27 protein-coding genes are annotated in these 16,428 nt (G+C 61.8%); 6 read left to right on the top strand and 21 right to left on the bottom strand.

The window, feature by feature from the left end; all coding sequences use genetic code 11:
• Nucleotide 1: 1 nt before the first annotated feature.
• On the bottom strand, nucleotides 2-469 hold the full coding sequence (locus FPZ08_RS22590) for a 6-phosphogluconolactonase (protein ID WP_281285674.1): 468 nt from the start codon (nucleotides 467-469) through the stop codon (nucleotides 2-4).
• Between the two features lie 176 nt (nucleotides 470-645).
• On the opposite strand from FPZ08_RS22590, the gene FPZ08_RS07270 reads away from it, so the two are divergent.
• Nucleotides 646-1,641, top strand: coding sequence for a LacI family DNA-binding transcriptional regulator (locus FPZ08_RS07270; protein WP_146289356.1), 996 nt, complete (start codon nucleotides 646-648; stop codon nucleotides 1,639-1,641).
• A 19-nt stretch (nucleotides 1,642-1,660) separates the two neighbouring features.
• Here the strand turns inward: FPZ08_RS07270 and FPZ08_RS07265 are convergent, their stop codons facing one another.
• The 11 genes from FPZ08_RS07265 to FPZ08_RS07220 all read right to left on the bottom strand — a co-directional run bounded on the left by FPZ08_RS07265 (nucleotide 1,661) and on the right by FPZ08_RS07220 (nucleotide 7,457).
• Nucleotides 1,661-2,053, bottom strand: coding sequence for a hypothetical protein (locus tag FPZ08_RS07265; RefSeq protein WP_146289355.1), 393 nt, complete (start codon nucleotides 2,051-2,053; stop codon nucleotides 1,661-1,663).
• On the bottom strand, nucleotides 2,053-2,805 hold the full coding sequence (rlmB, locus tag FPZ08_RS07260; RefSeq protein WP_146289354.1) for a 23S rRNA (guanosine(2251)-2'-O)-methyltransferase RlmB: 753 nt from the start codon (nucleotides 2,803-2,805) through the stop codon (nucleotides 2,053-2,055). The genes FPZ08_RS07265 and rlmB overlap by 1 nt, the downstream gene beginning before the upstream one ends.
• A gap of 165 nt (nucleotides 2,806-2,970) precedes the next feature.
• Entirely contained in the window at nucleotides 2,971-4,002 is a 1,032-nt protein-coding gene (locus tag FPZ08_RS07255) for a tyrosine-type recombinase/integrase (protein ID WP_186767240.1), read from the bottom strand.
• A complete protein-coding gene (locus tag FPZ08_RS21865) occupies nucleotides 3,965-4,177 on the bottom strand; it encodes a hypothetical protein (protein WP_186767239.1) in 213 nt (70 codons plus the stop codon). The genes FPZ08_RS07255 and FPZ08_RS21865 overlap by 38 nt, the downstream gene beginning before the upstream one ends.
• A gap of 103 nt (nucleotides 4,178-4,280) precedes the next feature.
• Nucleotides 4,281-4,547, bottom strand: coding sequence for a hypothetical protein (locus tag FPZ08_RS07250; RefSeq protein ID WP_146289352.1), 267 nt, complete (start codon nucleotides 4,545-4,547; stop codon nucleotides 4,281-4,283).
• Nucleotides 4,540-5,172, bottom strand: coding sequence for a hypothetical protein (locus FPZ08_RS07245; RefSeq protein WP_146289351.1), 633 nt, complete (start codon nucleotides 5,170-5,172; stop codon nucleotides 4,540-4,542). Before FPZ08_RS07245 ends, FPZ08_RS07250 begins: the two co-directional genes overlap by 8 nt.
• Nucleotides 5,169-5,759 (bottom strand): hypothetical protein, encoded by a 591-nt coding sequence (locus FPZ08_RS07240; protein WP_146289350.1) that lies wholly within the window; start codon nucleotides 5,757-5,759, stop codon nucleotides 5,169-5,171. Before FPZ08_RS07240 ends, FPZ08_RS07245 begins: the two co-directional genes overlap by 4 nt.
• A complete protein-coding gene (locus FPZ08_RS07235) occupies nucleotides 5,749-6,369 on the bottom strand; it encodes a Lar family restriction alleviation protein (protein WP_146289349.1) in 621 nt (206 codons plus the stop codon). The genes FPZ08_RS07240 and FPZ08_RS07235 overlap by 11 nt, the downstream gene beginning before the upstream one ends.
• Complete coding sequence (locus FPZ08_RS07230; RefSeq protein WP_146289348.1) at nucleotides 6,366-6,827, bottom strand: hypothetical protein; 462 nt, start codon at nucleotides 6,825-6,827, stop codon at nucleotides 6,366-6,368. Before FPZ08_RS07230 ends, FPZ08_RS07235 begins: the two co-directional genes overlap by 4 nt.
• The gene (locus FPZ08_RS07225) at nucleotides 6,824-7,249 is read right to left on the bottom strand and encodes an HNH endonuclease (RefSeq protein WP_146289347.1); all 426 of its coding nucleotides are present in this window, start codon (nucleotides 7,247-7,249) and stop codon (nucleotides 6,824-6,826) included. The genes FPZ08_RS07230 and FPZ08_RS07225 overlap by 4 nt, the downstream gene beginning before the upstream one ends.
• Nucleotides 7,242-7,457 carry a hypothetical protein gene (locus tag FPZ08_RS07220; RefSeq protein WP_146289346.1) on the bottom strand — a complete coding sequence of 72 codons (216 nt, stop codon included), beginning with the start codon at nucleotides 7,455-7,457 and terminating at the stop codon, nucleotides 7,242-7,244. Before FPZ08_RS07220 ends, FPZ08_RS07225 begins: the two co-directional genes overlap by 8 nt.
• A gap of 89 nt (nucleotides 7,458-7,546) precedes the next feature.
• Between FPZ08_RS07220 and FPZ08_RS07215 the strand changes: the two genes are divergently transcribed.
• Nucleotides 7,547-7,780 (top strand): hypothetical protein, encoded by a 234-nt coding sequence (locus FPZ08_RS07215; protein WP_146289345.1) that lies wholly within the window; start codon nucleotides 7,547-7,549, stop codon nucleotides 7,778-7,780.
• Nucleotides 7,781-7,782: 2 nt separating this feature from the next.
• Here FPZ08_RS07215 and FPZ08_RS07210 read toward each other — a convergent pair whose 3' ends face one another.
• From FPZ08_RS07210 to FPZ08_RS21860, 6 genes are all read right to left on the bottom strand, one after another.
• The gene (locus FPZ08_RS07210) at nucleotides 7,783-9,735 is read right to left on the bottom strand and encodes a DNA cytosine methyltransferase (RefSeq protein WP_246132823.1); all 1,953 of its coding nucleotides are present in this window, start codon (nucleotides 9,733-9,735) and stop codon (nucleotides 7,783-7,785) included.
• Between the two features lie 139 nt (nucleotides 9,736-9,874).
• Nucleotides 9,875-10,138, bottom strand: coding sequence for a helix-turn-helix domain-containing protein (locus FPZ08_RS07205; protein WP_146289344.1), 264 nt, complete (start codon nucleotides 10,136-10,138; stop codon nucleotides 9,875-9,877).
• Between the two features lie 100 nt (nucleotides 10,139-10,238).
• Nucleotides 10,239-10,481 (bottom strand): hypothetical protein, encoded by a 243-nt coding sequence (locus tag FPZ08_RS07200; protein WP_146289343.1) that lies wholly within the window; start codon nucleotides 10,479-10,481, stop codon nucleotides 10,239-10,241.
• Nucleotides 10,478-10,729, bottom strand: a complete 252-nt coding sequence (locus FPZ08_RS07195; protein WP_146289342.1) for a hypothetical protein — start codon at nucleotides 10,727-10,729, stop codon at nucleotides 10,478-10,480. Before FPZ08_RS07195 ends, FPZ08_RS07200 begins: the two co-directional genes overlap by 4 nt.
• Nucleotides 10,730-10,731: 2 nt before the next feature.
• Complete coding sequence (locus FPZ08_RS07190) at nucleotides 10,732-11,073, bottom strand: hypothetical protein (protein WP_146289341.1); 342 nt, start codon at nucleotides 11,071-11,073, stop codon at nucleotides 10,732-10,734.
• A 56-nt stretch (nucleotides 11,074-11,129) separates the two neighbouring features.
• On the bottom strand, nucleotides 11,130-11,288 hold the full coding sequence (locus FPZ08_RS21860) for a hypothetical protein (RefSeq protein WP_186767238.1): 159 nt from the start codon (nucleotides 11,286-11,288) through the stop codon (nucleotides 11,130-11,132).
• 185 nt (nucleotides 11,289-11,473) lie between these two features.
• On the opposite strand from FPZ08_RS21860, the gene FPZ08_RS07185 reads away from it, so the two are divergent.
• On the top strand, nucleotides 11,474-11,773 hold the full coding sequence (locus tag FPZ08_RS07185; protein ID WP_146289340.1) for a hypothetical protein: 300 nt from the start codon (nucleotides 11,474-11,476) through the stop codon (nucleotides 11,771-11,773).
• On the opposite strand, the gene FPZ08_RS07180 is transcribed toward FPZ08_RS07185, so the two are convergent.
• Genes FPZ08_RS07180 through FPZ08_RS07170 form a run of 3 tightly spaced genes read right to left on the bottom strand, consistent with a single transcriptional unit; the run spans nucleotide 11,770 to nucleotide 14,071 of the window.
• Complete coding sequence (locus FPZ08_RS07180; protein WP_146289339.1) at nucleotides 11,770-12,720, bottom strand: hypothetical protein; 951 nt, start codon at nucleotides 12,718-12,720, stop codon at nucleotides 11,770-11,772. The genes FPZ08_RS07185 and FPZ08_RS07180 overlap by 4 nt on opposite strands.
• Nucleotides 12,717-13,289: a DUF6932 family protein gene (locus tag FPZ08_RS07175; RefSeq protein WP_146289338.1), complete on the bottom strand. Its 573-nt coding sequence runs from the start codon at nucleotides 13,287-13,289 to the stop codon at nucleotides 12,717-12,719. The genes FPZ08_RS07180 and FPZ08_RS07175 overlap by 4 nt, the downstream gene beginning before the upstream one ends.
• Nucleotides 13,286-14,071 carry a LexA family transcriptional regulator gene (locus FPZ08_RS07170; RefSeq protein WP_146289337.1) on the bottom strand — a complete coding sequence of 262 codons (786 nt, stop codon included), beginning with the start codon at nucleotides 14,069-14,071 and terminating at the stop codon, nucleotides 13,286-13,288. The genes FPZ08_RS07175 and FPZ08_RS07170 overlap by 4 nt, the downstream gene beginning before the upstream one ends.
• Nucleotides 14,072-14,165: 94 nt before the next feature.
• Here FPZ08_RS07170 and FPZ08_RS07165 point away from each other — a divergent pair, with 94 nt between their 5' ends.
• Genes FPZ08_RS07165 through FPZ08_RS07155 form a run of 3 tightly spaced genes read left to right on the top strand, consistent with a single transcriptional unit; the run spans nucleotide 14,166 to nucleotide 16,015 of the window.
• A complete protein-coding gene (locus FPZ08_RS07165) occupies nucleotides 14,166-14,393 on the top strand; it encodes a hypothetical protein (protein ID WP_146289336.1) in 228 nt (75 codons plus the stop codon).
• On the top strand, nucleotides 14,390-14,737 hold the full coding sequence (locus FPZ08_RS07160; RefSeq protein ID WP_146289335.1) for a LexA family protein: 348 nt from the start codon (nucleotides 14,390-14,392) through the stop codon (nucleotides 14,735-14,737). The genes FPZ08_RS07165 and FPZ08_RS07160 overlap by 4 nt, the downstream gene beginning before the upstream one ends.
• Nucleotides 14,738-14,740: 3 nt before the next feature.
• Nucleotides 14,741-16,015: a DUF2312 domain-containing protein gene (locus tag FPZ08_RS07155; protein WP_146289334.1), complete on the top strand. Its 1,275-nt coding sequence runs from the start codon at nucleotides 14,741-14,743 to the stop codon at nucleotides 16,013-16,015.
• The last annotated feature ends 413 nt before the right edge of the window (nucleotides 16,016-16,428 follow it).

The following is a 16,428-nucleotide window of genomic DNA, read 5'->3' as shown; positions in this document are numbered from 1 at the left end:
GTCAGTGGGTCGTTGAAGTCCGCGACCGGGGGTCGTTGAAGGCGATGTGGCCGTTGACGCCGATCCCGAGGCAGACGAGGTCGATGGGCGCGGCGGCCAGTTTTGCGGCATAATCCTGTGCGGCCGCTTGCGCATCGCCGTCGGGTTCGATGAGGTGCACGGCGGCCAAGGGCAGGTGATCGAAGACATTGCGCTTCAGCCAGTTGCCGAAACGGGCAGGGTGTTCGGCCGGCAGCCCGACATATTCATCCATGTGGAAGGCTTCCATGCGATGCCAGTCTATGCCGTCCTGCTGACGCAGCAGGGTCAGGGTGCCCAACTGGCTGGCCGCTGCCGCGAACACGGCGCGGACCCTGTCCTGCCGGGCCAGGAGGGACCGAAGGGAATCCGCGATAGCCAGCGCCGATTGCTGCTCGAGCGCAGCGCGATCCGGGACGTGGTTGACCGTGAAACCCGACTTTTGCGACATATTCTCTTTGCCTCCCTAATGGTGCCGAACTGAAGCCGCTGGCCGGGCGGAGAGGTGCGTCCGGTCGTCCTCACATTGTCATGCGCACTATCATGCAACCGGTTGCCAAGTCAATGTAGCGAAATCTCGACAAATGTGGCAAACAGTAACCAACGCAGCGTTTGGCGAGGCAAAGCATGAACTGGACAGGCGGCAAGCGGCCCACGATCAGCCAGGTGGCGGCGCAGGCTGGCGTGGCGCGTTCCACGGTCTCGCGGGCCTTCTCGCAGCCTGAAAGGCTGACGCGCGAAACGGTTGCCCGCGTGCTCGAAGTGGCCAAGCAGCTGGGCTATACGCCCAACCCGGTGGCGCAGGCGCTCAGCACGGGCCGTTCGCGCAATATCGCCCTTGTCGTGCCCGACGTGGCCAATCCGTTTTTCCCGCCCTTGATCCGCGCCGCGCAGCGCAAGGCCGAGGAGTATGACCTCTGCGTCTTCCTCGGTGATTCCGATGAAAAGCCTGAGCGCGAGGATCAACTGCTCGAGCGCTTTGCCAGCCAGGTGGATGGCGTTGTCCTTGTCTCGTCCCGGCTCTCGGATACGCAGATATGGGCCTATGCCCAACGCATGCCGCTGGTGCTGATCAATCGCGATATCGACAATATGCTGCGCGTGCTGATCGACAGCGCGCCGGGCATGGAGGATGCGGTGACCCATCTGGCCGAGCTCGGCCACCGGCACCTGGCCTATGTCAGCGGCCCGGCGACCTCGTGGTCGAATGCGCAGCGTCGCACCGCGTTTCGCAATGCCGCAAGGCGGCAGGGGCTCGAAGTGTCTTCGATCTCGGCGAACCGGTCGACCTATGAAAGCGGGCGGAAATCGGCGGAGCGAGTGGTCGCCTCGGGGGCAACGGCCTGCGTGGCTTTCGACGACTTGCTGGCGCAAGGCATATTGGCCGGCCTGGCCGACCTTTCCGTCGCCGTGCCCGAGCAGATCAGCGTGGTCGGCTGCGACGATGTCTTGGGATCGACGACCAGCCCGGCGCTGACCACGATCTCCAACCATTGCGTGGCGGCCGGCGAAGTGGCGATTTCCCTGCTTGTCGACAATTTCGGCGGCTCGCCTGCCGTCGATGTCCGGCACGTGCTGAAGACCCATCTGGTGATCCGCAACAGTACCGCCGCCCGCAAATGACGTCGGCAGGCTCCCGGCCTCAGTCCTCGTCGTCTTCTTCGACATCGGTCAGGTAGACCGAGATTTCGATATCGATGCCGTGGCCGGCAATGGCGGCGGCCACGTGGGCGGGCAGGCGGGTGGACATGGCCTCGCCATGCTCGGGATAGTCAAAGGCGATGTCGAGCACGGCCTTGCCGATGCGGCGGTCTTCCAGCATGGCCGCAATGGCGGGGCCGGAGCGCTCGGCCAGTTCCAGCAAGGCCCGCACCGGATTGTTCACCGGCACATCCACCTGGGCATAGAAGCTGCCTTCGGCGTCTTCCGGCTCATAGCGGCTGGCGAGCTGTTTCAGCGCGGCATCGAGGGCGTATTGGTCCAGCGTCACGCCCGAGAGGCGCAGGGCCATGGCAAAGGGGGCAAACTGGCTCATCAGGACCGTCCAGCGGTGGCGGCGAACAGCGCGATGGCAGCGGCGTTGGACACGTTGAGCGACTTGATCGGGCCAGGCATGTCGAGTTTGACCATTTCATCGCAGAGTTCGCGGGTGCGCTGGCGCAGGCCCTTGCCCTCGGCGCCCATGACGATGGCCAGCAGCTGATCGCCGGTGCGCGGCTTGAGCTGATGTTCCGATTCAGAATCAAAGCCCAGCACCAACATGCCGCGCCCTTTGAGTTTTTCCAGCGCGTCACCCAGGTTGCGCACCTCGATCATCGGCACCAGATCGAGCGCGCCGGAGGCCGATTTGGCCATGACACCGGTTTCGCGCGGGGAGTGGCGGGCGGTGGTGATGACCGCATCAGCGCCAAAGGCGCAGGCGGTGCGCAGGATGGCGCCGACATTATGCGGATCTGTGATCTGGTCGAGTACGACGACGAGCCTGAGCGGCTTGATGTCATCGAGCCCGAAGCGGCTCACCGGATCGACCTCCAGCGCTGCGCCCTGATGCACGGCATCATCGCCCAGCAGCCGATCAAGCTCCTTGGGCGTGGTTTCCTTGACCGCCACCTTGCCGAGCTCTCCGGTCTCCCTGAGCCGGTTGAGGGCGTTGGGCGTGGCCAGCAGCACCTTCTTGATGCGGTTGCTGTTGTCCAGCGCGGCGCGCACCGTGTGCAGGCCATAGAGATAGACCGGCCCGGTATCGGGATCGTATTTCGGCTTGGGGGGAAACTTGTTGCGGCTCATGGCAATGCCCTAGCGCCTTTGCGGCGGGCCAGCAAGCATGTCTGGTGCGGGAAGGGCGTTGGTGGAGGGGACTGGACTGCACCGTATTATATCGGCCAATGCCTTGGCGTGGCTAACCCCCTCAAAAGCCCGCATTGATGCAAAACGCCTTTTTGCCAGCCTTGGCTAACTGCCGCCGATCGCCTTCATGGCCCGATCCGCGAGCTTTATCTGGTCCGCTGCCTTCGTGTAGCGCGTGACCTCCTTATCGGTCTGGTGACCGGTAATTGCCATGATCTCCTTGTTGCTACAGCCGGCCTCCGCCATGCGCCTGGCTGCCGCCTTCCGAAGCCCATGCGACGTGCATTCGGGTAGTTCGGCCGCGTTGCACCATTTCCTCATCCGGTTGCCGAATCCGTTGGCCGTAAAGGGCTTACCGAATTGCGTGAGCAGGATCGGCAAGTCAGTCCGTTCGGCGCTCGCCAGAATTTCGGCAAGGTCCGAATGGATGGGGATCGATAGCATCGCGTCGGTTTTGAGCTGGCGCACACGCATTCGGTCACCCGAGATGTGCTGCCACCCCATCCTCACCATGTCGGATCGTCGTTGGCCAGTATAGAGCATCAGACCCATGGCGAGCCGGGCGCTCGTGCCTATCGGGTAGTGGTCGCAGAACTTCTCGATGTCGTCCTCGGACCAAGTGTGGAAGCCGTCGCCGGAGAGCTTGAAGCCCTTGACGCGATAGGTTGGGTCATCGGCTCGCCACTCGTCGTCCATGGCCAGCTTCATGAGGATCCGTAGACGGTCGAGCAAATTGTTCGCCGCGGCTGGCGTTGCCGACATGGCGCCGATGATGGCTTTGATGTGGGCTCGGGTCAGGGTGGCGACCTGCTTGTCACCGTGGGCCTCGCGGAAGCGCTCCAGCATGTTGCGATAGGTCTTGCGCGAGCTTTCGGCCAGGCCGGTGAATTCCGGAGTGCCATAATAGACTGCGATCAGGGCCGATATCGTGCCCGGCTTCGTTCTGGCGCTGGTGCGGACACGCTTCTCGGGCTCGCCGGCTCGTGCGGCCTCGTATTCCTCATGCCAGCCATCCTGGCCGGGCCGGGTCTTGAGATAGACCGTGGGCTGGCCCTTAGCCCGATAGCGGAGATGCCATTTCTCATGGCGGTCCTTGAACTCAGTGACGCCCTTTGGCAGTCCGCTTTTCTTGGGCATCGAAAACCACGTCCCACTCGTTCGGTTCCGAGGTATCATCGACCGGCTTGCCGAAATCCGCAACTATCCTGCCCGAGCGATCTATAATCACGCGACGCACGTCCACTCCGGCCGATTTGGCGCCTTTGAGCAGCTTCGAGATGTCGCCTTGGGTGAAAACGGCAGGTTTCGTCATCCCCACCACCCCAGCCACTTACCGGCTTCAACAAAGCCCCACCCAACAAGGATGATAGAGCCGAGTACGGCCATGTTCCGCCAGTAGCGGGGATGCATGGGGCTCATGGCTTCACCTGTGCTGCTGAGAGCATGGAACGGTAACAGGCTTCGGATATGGCGTCGTGATGCACGTGGCCGAGCTTCACAATAGCATCGCCTGACGCTGCCCACATTTCTTGCGTTGGCTCTTTCGGCACTACCGCAAAGCCGGCAGCATCGAGAGCGGAGAGGGCGGCTTCTGCTGCAGGGACGCTTTGCCGCCATGTCACCTCGCCACCGTAGATCGACTTGCTCACGGCCCTTGCCATCACCTCCACGGGGTCAGCCATTGCTCTGATCCTTGGTGAGCCACTTCTCGCCGTAGACATGCACGACGCGGGTGCCGTCCTGCTGCAGGACAACGCCGGGCTTGCCCTCGCGAGTGGTGTAGTGGCCGATCACGTCGCCGGCAAAGCCATCATGGACGATGCAGAAATGACCTGTCGGGCGAGCTTCCACCCCATAAGGTGATGGAGAGGCGGAGAAATACGGACGTGTGAATTCGCGCTCACGGGTGACGGTGGTGTAACCGCGCTCGATCAAGATGCCTTGAATGAAGCCCAGCCAGCGCATTGCCTTCGACTGGTCGCGCATCGTGCCTATCTGGTTAAGCATCCACTTGATATGAGCCGCGGTGGTGCCTGGCTCCGGCTCACACCGGGCCGGCATTGCAACATCGCCCGGCAGCATGTCGTAGTAGTGATCGATGATCGCTTCGGCCATCACCCATTCCCCACCCTGAGAGGGCCGGGAAGCGAATGCAGCGGTGAGGGCGGCGCGGGCATCTGATGCGTATCCGCGCCAGTCTCGATCCACTAACCATTCCACAGCGTCGGCGGCATGGCCGGCCAGATACTTGTTTCGGCACAAGGCACGCGCGACTGTCTCCACCATCTCTTCGGTGATCTCGGTCATTTGGCGCTCCCGACGATAGCGGAGAGAGGGTCGAGGCCCTTTTCGGCCCGCCAGTCGTCAAAGGTATGATCGCCGTCGAGCACCATGCGCATTGCCATGACGGCGACCTGCACGGCTTCCTTGCGCACCCGGTCGCTACTTTCCTCAAACGTGGCCGTGGCAAGCTCGCCCACTTCCTCGACCAGGGCCGCGAAGGTGACATTCTTGCCGGGAAATTTGGTCCGCGCTCTGGTCAGTTCAGCTAGGATTTCGGAAGCCAGCACCTGTTCATCCGTCACCCCTTCTAGTGATGCTGGGGAGGCTTGTGCAGAAAGAGCCGTGGCGGCTTCGGGAACGAGGTTGCGCAATTCCAATAGGTCATCGAAGCCGGGACCGAGTTCTTCGACTGCGCCGGGCTTTATCCGGTTTTCTGGCCACTCTGCGACCTTCGCGTATGCAGTCCTCAACCTCTCCACCAGCCCTGCATGGTCAGGGGCAGGGTGGGCGGCGAGAAGGAAGCGGTCGCACATAATGTCGAACACTTCCTGCGCGGTGCGGTTCTCGATGCCGATGATGGGTCGGGTCAAAGCCTTCTGGTCAATGGTCATGGCTTTGCTCCATTGAGGGGGGGGAGAGGAAGGTATCTGCGATGGAGCGATAAAGAGCCCCGGCGTAGCATGTTCCGTCCGGCGCTTCTGTGTTGGCTATCTCTCGCAGCACCTCTACCGCCGCATTGGCGCGGGCTCGCCACTTATCCCTGTCATCGCTGACCACCTGATACTTCGCGGCTATCTCACGCAGGTCATCTATCTCCGCATCCTTGGCGGCGATGATATCGGGTGCGGGGGAGGCGACAGGGACCGCGGCAAGAGCTTCGGTGGCGCGGCGCTCAATAATGTCGGTTAACTCGGGCGCATAGACGATGCAGGCCATCGGATCATCTTCCGGGCTGTTGCGCTCGATCTCGCATACATCCACCGTGATCCTTGCCGCGAGTTGCTGAACCCACTTGCCGGCCTCCCCACCTGATAGAGAAGGGGAGCGGCAGTTCCATGCGGCGATGGCTTCGGATTGGGTCGGCAAGTAGCCGGTCATTGCCCAGCAGTTCTCCGCTCGGCACATCACATAGTGGCTGTTATCGAGTGTTGTGCCGGCAAAAGCTTGGTCGCCACAAAACGGGCACGGCAGCAGGCTCACCCTGTTTGCATCTACTGTCATGGGGTTTCCTCGGTCGGCGCCGCCAGAAGCTTGGCAGCTTGGATGTGTTCAAGGACCGGCCGGCCATCTGCCGCGATCATGTAGGGGAGGAACACGCCGGCAAACGACAGGACGCCTGTCTCAACGGCAGTGATCTGGCCTTTGACCCAATCCCGCAGGACGGAGTTGACAGCGATCAGGCCCTTGTCGAGCGCGGCCTGCTCGTACTGCTGACGGGTGGAGCGGCGCTGTGGTGTCCACGGTTCGGCTTTGAGGAACATCGCAGCCCAGCCCTTCGCCGATGCCCGCAGTTGGACGCGGTTGCCGCGATGTTCGAAGGCCAACAGCACCTCATGGTTCTGATAGTCATCCATGAAGCCGACATTGCTGCAGCCGAAACGGCGCAGGATATTGGTGATCTCGGTGCGGGCAGCAACGCCGCTGGTCGCGCTGGCGTAAGGCACTGACGCCTTGCTCATGGGGTGGAATCCTCGAAATAGGCCAAGCCCACACCTTTGGTGAGGCGGCGGGTGGCACTGTGCTGATTGTTGCCCTTGCCGAGGCGCTGGGACGGCATGGAGACTTTGGGGAGGGCAATGCCCTGGTCCTTGTCGGAAACCCGCTTGACCTTGGCCTGAGCGGGAATATCGAAGGTGCGGGTTTTGTAGCCGTGGCAGTCCGGGCAGCAGGTGACGCAGTTATCCAGCGTGTCGCTGCCTTCCTCGGTAGCAGGCATGGGATAGTGATCGAATTCCTTGGCGCCGCCCTTGAACGGCACATTGCATCGCTGGCCTGCGTCTAGGCCGTAGACCTCGCCCTCGGCCTCACAGCGCCCGCCTGAGCGTTCGTTGGCCTGCCTCATGGTGGCTTTACTGAACTCGTAGCGGCGGGATCTAGCCATGATCCACCTCCGGCAGCGCGAGGATGGTCAGCTTGAACCTTGGCCCGTCGTCGGTATCCTCGACTGTCAGCAGACCGGCCCGTTCCATCCGGCGAAGTGACTTGTGGCCTTCCTTCGGAATATTGGTGTCGACGCCAGGGCATATGCTGCCGCCGGCATCTGCGATCAAACGGAGGAGCTGGCGCTCTTGGTCGGTGAGCTTTCTCACGCTGATGCCCCTTGCCGATGAGGCTCGCACCATCCATCCTTTTGCCGATGGAGGACTCGCCGATGAGTACGAGAAGTGGGGTGTGGCTGGTGACCAAATATGACGGCACCAGCAAAGTTTGGGAGCGCGAGGTGAAGGCCGGTGAATACACTCGCAACAAAGTCCAAGACCTGTTGACGAAACTGGCCTGCACCCATCTGACAGATGACGAGGTCTGGCTGATGGCAACCGGACAAGACACAGGGCTGACGCACGTTCGCGCAGAGGCTGGAACTCTCAGCGCGGGAGAAAATCCGCACTACGTCGCCAAGCATTTTCCGTAACGTCATTCGGCTGCCACCTTCTCACTGCGCGCCATGTCGGCACAGTTGGCGGACACCAGCGCGGCAGCAATCGGCGGGCAGACGCTATTGCCGCACATGCGCACCTGAGCGGTCTTGGTGAGCGCGCGCCGGCTGCCGTCGGCGAACACGCCTGTTTCGATCTCGTAGCCAGCCGGGAATCCCTGCGCCTTGAACAGTTCGCGCGGGGTGAGCATCCGCATGCCGATGTCCACGATCTCGTAGGGCTCGCCCTCGACCATCACCAGGCCGAACCGATCCTTGGTGGTGACCGCGCCCATCGGCGCATCGGCGTCATGCCCATCGGGGCCGATGCCGTAATATTTGAGAAGGAAGGCACGAACCTCGGCCTGGTGCGTGCCGTCAGCCGTCACCGTCGGTGCGGGCTGCTCAACATCGGACATGCGCCGGTCGCTGCCCTTCATGTTCATCAGGCCGGCCGAGACGACCGCCTGCTGGCTTCCCGTGGCGGTGACGGACGAGATGGGATCCTCGGCATGGTGGCCGGCATGAACGCCGCCGGCGGGCATCGTGTTGTGCTGCGCGAGGAATGCGGCGACCATGGCGTGCTTCGCGCCGCCGGCAACAACCGTGCCCAGCGGCTTGCCGATATCCAGTGCACGGGGCTCCTGGCCGGGCCGTTCGCCATATCCGGTCTGCACCATCGTGGCGGCGATGATCTGGTTCTGGTCTTTGTCGCTCGCTGCGATCGTGCGGTGCGGCTCATCGGCTGCCCGGTGCGACCCGCCGTGCTGCGCGGACGATAGGATCGGCGCAACCAGAACAGTGTCAGCCTTGGTCGTGCCGGTCGCGCACGGTTCATCGGCCGAGCGCGGGCGGCTCTGCCCGGCCCGGCCGCCGACGCCGGCCAGCACTGGCGCGACCAGGGACAGCCCGGCGCCGCCTGCCGTGACGGTATGGGTGGGCTTGTCGGCCTCGTTGTACGGCTTGCCCGCGTTCCGCATGGTCATCAGGTGCGGCATGACCACGCCAGGCGGCGCAGCGCCGCCAGGGCGCTTTATGAAGCTGTTGGCCGTGACGGTCGGCAGCGGCGCGTCGATGTCGGAGCCGACTGCGCCGGTCTGGAACTTGATGATGAACGGCTTGGCCGCGTCAAGCACGTACCGCTTCACGCCCTTGGCGATGCGGGCCATCGTGTTTTCGGCCAACGGGCGGATGGCCCGCACGCCGAACTTGGCCATGATCTCTTCGCTGGTATCGAAGATCGACGGGCACGGAATCGACCAGTCGATCACATGACTCGCGGCGGTGTGGTACGGCAGTCGGCCGGGGCCGTGCGTCGGCGCTGGCCAGACGATGGGCTTGCCGTCGCAGCGAGCAATCAGGAACAGGCGCTTGCGCGTGGTCGGCGCGCCATAGTCGCAGGCGCGCAATTCCTTCCACTCGACCTTGTAGCCGTGCTTCTTGAGAGCGGCGATCCACTCATTGAAGGTTTCTCCCTTGCGGTCTGGGCATGGAAAGATGCCTTTCGGCGTATCGACCAGCGGACCCCAGGTCTGGAACTCCTCGACGTTCTCAAGGATGATCACACGCGGGCGCACCCGCTCTGCCCACAGCACCACCGTCCAAGCAAGATCGCGTATCTCGCGCTTGACCGGTGCGCCGCCCTTGGCCTTGCTGAAATGCTTGCAGTCTGGCGATGCCCAGAGCAGGCCGACCTTGCGCCGACCGACCACGTCCATGGGATCGACCTTGTAGATGTTCTTCGACAGGTGGACCGTCTCGGGATGGTTCGCGGCGTGAAGTGCCAGGGCCTCGGCGTCGTGATTGATGGCATAGTCGGGCGAACGGCCGAGGGCCATCTCGATTCCGGTCGATGCCCCGCCGCCGCCGGCGAAGCTGTCGACGATCAATTCATCAGCGTCCGGTGTGCCCTGGTCGAGCATCCAGAAATCGGGCGGGAGGTGAGCGTTCATGCTGCCACCTTCCTCGGCAAAGCCTTAGGAGGCTCCCGTTCAATCCATCCATTTCCAGACCGAGTGAGGATGATAGGAATCTCGATCCAGTTTCCGTTCTTGTCACAGGTGTATTTGGTGGTGAGGACAGAGGTGCCGGTCATGCTGATACCTCAATGGACGACAGGGCGGCATAGCCAGCCTTTGTGGGCATGTATCCGGCGCCTCGCGGGCCCTCCTCATCCCAGCTCATCCGGCAGAACTGCAGCATGCCCTTACGAGCCAGGGCGCGGACAAACCTGCGCACGCTTCCCTTCGGCATCTCGGCGCGCAATGCGACGGTCGCGAAGGGCAGGACATTGTTCTCTTCGCAGGAGCCCTGCCAGGCCAACAGCGCCTTCCGTTCGTTCTCGGTGAGGCCCATCAGAAGCCTCCCCAGATCGGAGCATCAAACCTCATCCAGTAAGCAGCAGCTATCATCAGCGCCGACCAGGTGAGGACGAGGGTGGTGTTGAGGGTGAGGGTCATTTGCTGCCCTCCGCGATCATGGCGTCGGCAAAGCGGTAAGCGCCGGCGCAGATCGACGTTAGATCAGCGGCCTCAAGCGGGTTATTCTTGCTGAAGGCGCCGGTCAGCATGGCTTGCATGGCCAGCCCGGCCAGCCACTCGCGGCGCGTCATGCCGCTGGCGCCGGTGATTGTTCCGCTGTGGGGATGCTTCACAAGCGCCGGCGGGAAAGCGTGGCCGCCATTGTCCCGCCGGCTCATTCTGCCGCCTCCACATTATCGTGGTTCAGATCGGTATCGCCTTCGACGGCGGTACGGGCTTCACGGTCCTTGATCTTTTCGAGGCCGGTATTCACGCCGTGGGTCTCAAAGAAGCGCGCGATCAGTTCGTCGGACTTGCGGCCGTTTTCTTCCACCTGTTCAGCGGTGAGCGGCGCCGGGGCAGATCGTTTGATCCGCGGGCGGTCCCAAATATATTGCTGTCTCCATCCCTTTACGGTGCGGGCCATGATCAGCCTTTCCTGCTGCCAGCCGGCAGCAATTTGTTGATATCGTTGAGGGTGAGGCGAAGGGTGTCCGCCTTGCGGATGGTTTCACGGGAAAGAAGGCCGCCATTGCCGCCCTTGCCCATGTTGCCGGAGTCATCGAAGGTGACGGCCTGAACCAGATCACCAGCCTGACTGACCACCTGACCGACCCCGCCCATATCGGCGGCGAAGATGATGCTGCGGATAGACCGCGCAGTTGCTCCGGCATCGAATTCAGCAAACGCCCATGTCGCCAGGCTGGGCGATACCGCCTCAAGCTCGTCTATGAGCTGCTGCTGGGCGCCCTGTTCGTAATGGTCGATCATGGAAGAAATCGGCGGGCCGGTTATTGGCCTGACCCGCCGCCCAGGGAGGGGAGGGGTTAGGCGGCCAGCGGGAACAGGGCGTTGAGCTTGTCCGCCTGCACTTCGGCGGAGTCCTTCGGCAGGCCACGGCGAACGAACCGCCCTTTGGAAACGTCAAAGACGTTGAACTTGCCGGCGTTCTTCAGGCTCTCGTAAACTTCGTACCGCTTCGCCATTTTCCATCTCCATAGAGGCAATCGCCTCGCTGATCTGATGGGCAGACGATATCACCAATCTGGTGAATGTAAAGTGATGAAATGACCAAAGTGGTGATTATGCGCGCAACGGCAGAAAACCGACTCGACTCCTGCCGGGTTCTGAGTCGTTAATGCGGAATGAGAACAGACAGGGAACAGTATGGATGCGCGAGGTAACGCAGTTTGTCGTCATTTTCCCCGGCCGCTTCATCGGCACGGGCAGGGATGAATGGAAGTTATTGCTTCGCGCAATGCATGCCGAATACCCGCACTACTCGTTTGAGGCGGGGCGCGGCCACAACCTGGACGAGGACTTCAAGGTGATCCCGGTAGTGGGCACGGTAGGGGAAGGGTGGCAAGACGCAGACGAGGTCTATATGTGCAAGCCGCTCGACCCGAGCGTCATCCCCGACCTGGTGAGGACGCTGCAAACCTATGAGGCGCTCGGTGCTAGCGTGAACTAAAATTGCGCAGGGTAAATTGGTTCGACCTTCAGCAGGACATGAGCCGTTCGAACCAATTCGCCCTCCTTCAGAACCCGTTTCCGGAGAAAGTGGCCGATTGCTGGCAAGCCGCTGAGTTCCCTGTTTAGGCGAGCTAAGGTCTCGGCGTCGATTGCTTTATCAACTTTGCCCCGAAAGGTGCGTAGGTTCTCGTCGTCCGCCCGAAACTCGAACATGTGGGATTCGGGTAGTGTTCCGGTCAGGGCGCCTTTCATCGAAATCTCGTCCTCGAGTATTTTCGTTGTACGTGCCCTCGCGGCCGCCCGTTCGACGGCTTCCCCGGTTAGTCGGAACTCAGCGTCGTTGGCGACGACGCGAGCTGTGGCCCCGAAGCTCTTTAGGGTGCCAAGGAAGTTGCCTGCGGCCATGAGAACTCGTTCATCGAAGGCCGAAACATCTTCCTCAAACTTCTCATCGCTGTCCTGAGCGAACGATTGCAAAAGATCGCCAGCCGCGTCGACTGCTCCTTTGAGCGGGCTTTCGATAATTGTCGTCTGGTCCACCATCTCTTCCAAAATGAAGCCGAAGGATCCCCTCGCAACATCGGTGATATGAAGTGAGCTCGCCGCCAAGTTCGCGACGGGTCCCCGACGGCCGAGCCCTCCATTGTCCTGCGTTTGAATTTTTGCCACCAGGTCCTGGAATGCGTTGACCGCTGCAGTGCCGAAACGGCTGTCGATGGCCTTGCTCCCGATCACGGGCCGGCCGCCAAAGAATAGGGCCACAGAGGCGGTCGCAGACTCCATGGCTTCGCCGAGGTCCGCTAGAGATTTGCTTAAATGTTGCTGCTTGGCCTCCAGGCTCAGTCGGGTCAAAAGATCGCTTGGCCGAAGGGACTCGATAAGTCTAGACAGCGAGCTGATCTCTGCCTTCATCTCGTCTTTGGCTAATTTGGACAGGGCGCTCATTGACTCGCCTCATATGCTGCTAATCGCGCGGCAACTAGCTCGGAAGCGGGCACGTCATCCGCATCCAACCTTATCTTTAGCATGCCCTTCCATTGGTTAGTACTCCGTTTGTGAGAAAACAATCCTAGCCAATAGCGGGCCGCGTCTACGATTGTCTCAGGATGGCCGTTCATATCCACCACGAAAAAGTCCAGCTTGTATCGCGCTCGAACCGGCTCCCTGAGAAGCAGAGAAATGTTCTCGCCAACCCAGCGGTTCCAAGGCTCGGCGTCTTGGCAGCCCTCGGGCCGAAAAAGGAAAGTCACCAGGTCTAGGTCGTTAGGCTCCTTGTCTTCAACGAAGCTTCCATCGAGCCACTGAAACCCGGACAAAATTCCTATATCCCGAAGCTCTGCCCGATGCTGTAGCCAGTCTCGCAAAATCACGCAGCGGCGTACGCTGGTGCCAAATTGGTCAACGACGTCGAGTGGCTCCGCCAGATAGGGACTCATTCCCTCTTGGGGTCCGCCGGCATTGTCGCCAATGTAAGGTGGCAGAATGCCGTCCACGGTGAATTGTGGTATGGTCATCGGCGGCCGACGTAAGCGGCTACTTTCCCAAGTATCTTCACTCCATCAACATCAACCTCTTGAGCCTCATAGCTCGGGTTGTCGCTGATGATCCGGCACTTCGGCGGCACCGCGAACAGCACGCGCTGCAGCCGCTTTATCTGTGGCTCGCTGAATCCGTCGCTGATGAGGTAGACGCCATCGGCGCGCAGCTCGTGCTCGGTCAGGTCGATGATCACTCGATCGCCTGGCGCGTAGTTCGGCATCATGCTGTCACCTTGGATGCCAAGAACGATCGCCCGATCAGGGTTGGCAACCGCCTCGCGCAGGTAGGACGGCGGGATGCGCCACTCGTCCAGGATCTTGTGTGCAGAGATGGTGCCATTGCCCACCGGCAGGACCATCACCTCGCCGACCGCGCCCTCGCCGCCGCCGGCGCGAGCGTCTAGCTCCGGGATAGCGCCCTCGATCTTGGGCTCGTAGCTGTCCCGGTCGTAGCCCTCGCCATCCGCTTCTGATGTCGGCGTCCATGCTTCGTCGAGAGGAACGCGGTCCAACTCGCGGCGAACCGGCTTCTTCGATCGAACGCGGGCTAGCACTTCAGGATCTGGGAACATCATCTGCTGTGCAGTGGTGCCCAGGTGCCGCGCGAACATGGCGGCCCATTCCTGGGTAAGCTTCCGCTCGCCAAGCTCGATGCGTGAAACGTTCTGGACGTTCGTATCAGCGGCCTTTGCCAATTCAGGCTGGCTGAGCCCGGCAGCGATGCGGAAGTCGCGGAGATGGTTCGGAAACTTGGCCATGCCGAGTTATCGCATTTCACCAAAATGGCGTCTTTGACCAGATTGGTGATTATTCTGCTTGCCAATCACCAATGTGGTGATATGGTGCATGGCCATGAACCAGCAGATTTCATTCCCCGAATGGGTTGAGCGCGAAGAGCAAGCCGGGCGCGGCAAGCCGACGGTTGCGGCTGCGCTGAAGATCGAGGTGGCCAGCCTGTATCGGTATCTGTCCAAGGACAGGGTGCCGAGCAAGGCGGTCATGGATCGCATCATCAAAGCCTCTGGCGGCGTGGTGGACATCGGCTGGTTCTACTCCCCGAAAGTGGAGCAGGTGGCATGAACGCCTCGCCCATCCCCGCAGAGATCGCCGAACGCGCGGAAATCCTCGTGGACCAGTTCCGCCACATCGAGGATGACTGCGAATTCGTTGCTCGCATCCTGATGGCCTTGGGACAGGGTGAGGATGTCGCCGGCCTGACCAAACAGCAGGCTGTTGTGCTGACCTTCACTCGGTCCTTCATCGCCGATAGCGGCTTCTCTCCCACCTATGACGAGATCGCTGAGGGCGTAGGCCTGAGCGCCAAGAGCCGGGTATGCGCCATTGTGGACCAGTTGCAGGAACGCGGGTTCGTCCGCCGCCTGCCGGGTCGTGCTCGCTCCATCACCATTGTTGGGAGGGCCTGACCCATGTCCGAGAGCAACGTCGCTCAAGACCAGATCAAGGCCTACGTCGATCGCATCCTTCGCATGAAGGACGAGGCTGATGCCGTTGCCGCTGACATCCGTGAAATCTATGCGGAAGCCAAGGCAAATGGTTTCGACAAGACCCAGCTCGGCAACGTCGTCACCTACCTCCGCAAGAGGGACAAGGACGCCGACAAAATGTCCGAGGGCGAGGCGATTTTCGACCTCTACCTCGATGCCTATCTCGGCGCTGCTGCTCGACCCTCGCGTACGCATACGCGTGAGCCCGCGCAGGCGCATACGCGTGAGGATGCTTCCACCGACAGCGAACCGGCCCTCGACGCCTGGGCCGAAAAGGTCGCTGACCATATCGACCCAGCGTTGCTTCTGACCATCATCGAAGGCAGCAAGACCGAAGCTGGTCGCAAGATCATTATGGGCGCCATCGAGCAGGTAAAGGCCGGCGACCGCGTTGCCGCCCTCCGCGCCGATCCGGCCATGGCCATTGTCGAACCGGCCAACCTCAAGAAATCCATACCCCCGCCGCCTCAACCGGCTGGCAGCGACCTGGCTGACCCAGCCCCTGCCGGTCAGGTCGCAATTAATCCCGTGGCGAAAGCTGCTGATGACGCGAACTCTGGGTCTGCGATGTCCGAGGTATCGGCGGCGGCCGATGCACCAGAGCAAGCCGAAGTGGCGAGTAGGGTTGCTGGCGACCGGGCACCAGCTGCAACGTCTGAGGATATGGACGAGACAGCCGGAGAGACGGCAACCAATTCGACCGACGATCGTTCGAGCGATGCCCCTAAAGAAGAGACGGATAAGCCGGTGGAGCCTTCGGGCTCTGCCGCGCCGGCTGCGCTCTACGCCGAGCCCGGCGTCGTCACCTGGGAGAACTGCCCACCCGAAGGCGTGAAACGTCACGACTACAGCTATGCCTTCGGCGACCTCGGCCAGGATATCGCGGTCATCGAGGATGACCTGGCGAATGCTGCGGCGGAACCCATCGTCAAGATCGGCTGTGAAATCCTCGACGGCTGGGCTCGCTATACCAAGGCCCGCAGCATGGTCGGCATTGACGGGCAGGGGATCGAATATCCCGTCGTCCAGTATGACGGAGCCGATCCGCTGATGGATTGCATCCGCTGGAATCTCGCCGGCCGCATCATGAACGATGCGCAGCGCCGTCTCGTTGCCCAGCGTCTCGCCAAGCTCCAGCCCAAGCGTAAATCCGAAATCTACGCCGCCTTCGAACTCGGAATGGAGTTGGTGGCATGAACCGCTCCGTCCGCAGTCATGCTGGCCTGACACCCGACCAGGTCGGTCGGGGCACGATGATCCTTGCGGCTGCACTAGCGGCATGGGCGCCCGTGCTGCTGGTTGGCCGGTTCGTATTCGGGTGGTCGGCATGATTACCCTGCGCCCTTCCGATTTCATCCTGCTCCTCGCCGCCGTGGCCGTTGCCACTGCCTGGCTATCTACGGGGCCGCTGTGATGACCCTAAGCCTTCCCGCCCACGATCAGCACCAGACACGGAGGCGTGCTGGTTCCGTGTTGCGCGCCTCGCTGCCTGCTGCTGACAAGCCGCAGGACTGGCCGGCCATGTGCCGGGCTGGGTTCGTGGGTGTTGACGCTCCCACCAACGGCCGGGGGCTTTGTGCCTCCGGCTACAGGAATTCTCATCCGGCGCT

Origin of the sequence: Devosia ginsengisoli, from assembly GCF_007859655.1 — a bacterium.
GTDB lineage: Bacteria > Pseudomonadota > Alphaproteobacteria > Rhizobiales > Devosiaceae > Devosia > Devosia ginsengisoli.
The sequence above is the reverse complement of the archived record's forward strand: the minus strand, read 5'-3'. Positions and strand labels throughout refer to the sequence as shown.

Bases quoted from the DNA above. Each gene is read 5' to 3' on its own strand.
- FPZ08_RS07240 (WP_146289350.1), bottom strand. From the start codon at position 5,759: ATGACCATTGACCAGAAGGCTTTGACCCGACCCATCATCGGCATCGAG.
- FPZ08_RS07185 (WP_146289340.1), top strand. From the start codon at position 11,474: ATGCGCGAGGTAACGCAGTTTGTCGTCATTTTCCCCGGCCGCTTCATC.
- FPZ08_RS07230 (WP_146289348.1), bottom strand. From the start codon at position 6,827: ATGAGCAAGGCGTCAGTGCCTTACGCCAGCGCGACCAGCGGCGTTGCT.
- FPZ08_RS07245 (WP_146289351.1), bottom strand. From the start codon at position 5,172: ATGACCGAGATCACCGAAGAGATGGTGGAGACAGTCGCGCGTGCCTTG.
- FPZ08_RS07250 (WP_146289352.1), bottom strand. From the start codon at position 4,547: ATGGCTGACCCCGTGGAGGTGATGGCAAGGGCCGTGAGCAAGTCGATC.
- FPZ08_RS07200 (WP_146289343.1), bottom strand. From the start codon at position 10,481: ATGAGCCGGCGGGACAATGGCGGCCACGCTTTCCCGCCGGCGCTTGTG.
- FPZ08_RS07180 (WP_146289339.1), bottom strand. From the start codon at position 12,720: ATGAGCGCCCTGTCCAAATTAGCCAAAGACGAGATGAAGGCAGAGATC.
- FPZ08_RS07190 (WP_146289341.1), bottom strand. From the start codon at position 11,073: ATGATCGACCATTACGAACAGGGCGCCCAGCAGCAGCTCATAGACGAG.
- FPZ08_RS07255 (WP_186767240.1), bottom strand. From the start codon at position 4,002: ATGCCCAAGAAAAGCGGACTGCCAAAGGGCGTCACTGAGTTCAAGGAC.
- rlmB (WP_146289354.1), bottom strand. From the start codon at position 2,805: ATGAGCCGCAACAAGTTTCCCCCCAAGCCGAAATACGATCCCGATACC.
- FPZ08_RS07195 (WP_146289342.1), bottom strand. From the start codon at position 10,729: ATGGCCCGCACCGTAAAGGGATGGAGACAGCAATATATTTGGGACCGC.
- FPZ08_RS07175 (WP_146289338.1), bottom strand. From the start codon at position 13,289: ATGACCATACCACAATTCACCGTGGACGGCATTCTGCCACCTTACATT.
- FPZ08_RS07210 (WP_246132823.1), bottom strand. From the start codon at position 9,735: ATGAACGCTCACCTCCCGCCCGATTTCTGGATGCTCGACCAGGGCACA.
- FPZ08_RS07170 (WP_146289337.1), bottom strand. From the start codon at position 14,071: ATGGCCAAGTTTCCGAACCATCTCCGCGACTTCCGCATCGCTGCCGGG.
- FPZ08_RS07160 (WP_146289335.1), top strand. From the start codon at position 14,390: ATGAACGCCTCGCCCATCCCCGCAGAGATCGCCGAACGCGCGGAAATC.
- FPZ08_RS07165 (WP_146289336.1), top strand. From the start codon at position 14,166: ATGAACCAGCAGATTTCATTCCCCGAATGGGTTGAGCGCGAAGAGCAA.
- FPZ08_RS07265 (WP_146289355.1), bottom strand. From the start codon at position 2,053: ATGAGCCAGTTTGCCCCCTTTGCCATGGCCCTGCGCCTCTCGGGCGTG.
- FPZ08_RS07205 (WP_146289344.1), bottom strand. From the start codon at position 10,138: ATGGGCCTCACCGAGAACGAACGGAAGGCGCTGTTGGCCTGGCAGGGC.
- FPZ08_RS07225 (WP_146289347.1), bottom strand. From the start codon at position 7,249: ATGGCTAGATCCCGCCGCTACGAGTTCAGTAAAGCCACCATGAGGCAG.
- FPZ08_RS07270 (WP_146289356.1), top strand. From the start codon at position 646: ATGAACTGGACAGGCGGCAAGCGGCCCACGATCAGCCAGGTGGCGGCG.
- FPZ08_RS07155 (WP_146289334.1), top strand. From the start codon at position 14,741: ATGTCCGAGAGCAACGTCGCTCAAGACCAGATCAAGGCCTACGTCGAT.
- FPZ08_RS07235 (WP_146289349.1), bottom strand. From the start codon at position 6,369: ATGACAGTAGATGCAAACAGGGTGAGCCTGCTGCCGTGCCCGTTTTGT.
- FPZ08_RS22590 (WP_281285674.1), bottom strand. From the start codon at position 469: ATGTCGCAAAAGTCGGGTTTCACGGTCAACCACGTCCCGGATCGCGCT.
- FPZ08_RS21865 (WP_186767239.1), bottom strand. From the start codon at position 4,177: ATGACGAAACCTGCCGTTTTCACCCAAGGCGACATCTCGAAGCTGCTC.
- FPZ08_RS21860 (WP_186767238.1), bottom strand. From the start codon at position 11,288: ATGGCGAAGCGGTACGAAGTTTACGAGAGCCTGAAGAACGCCGGCAAG.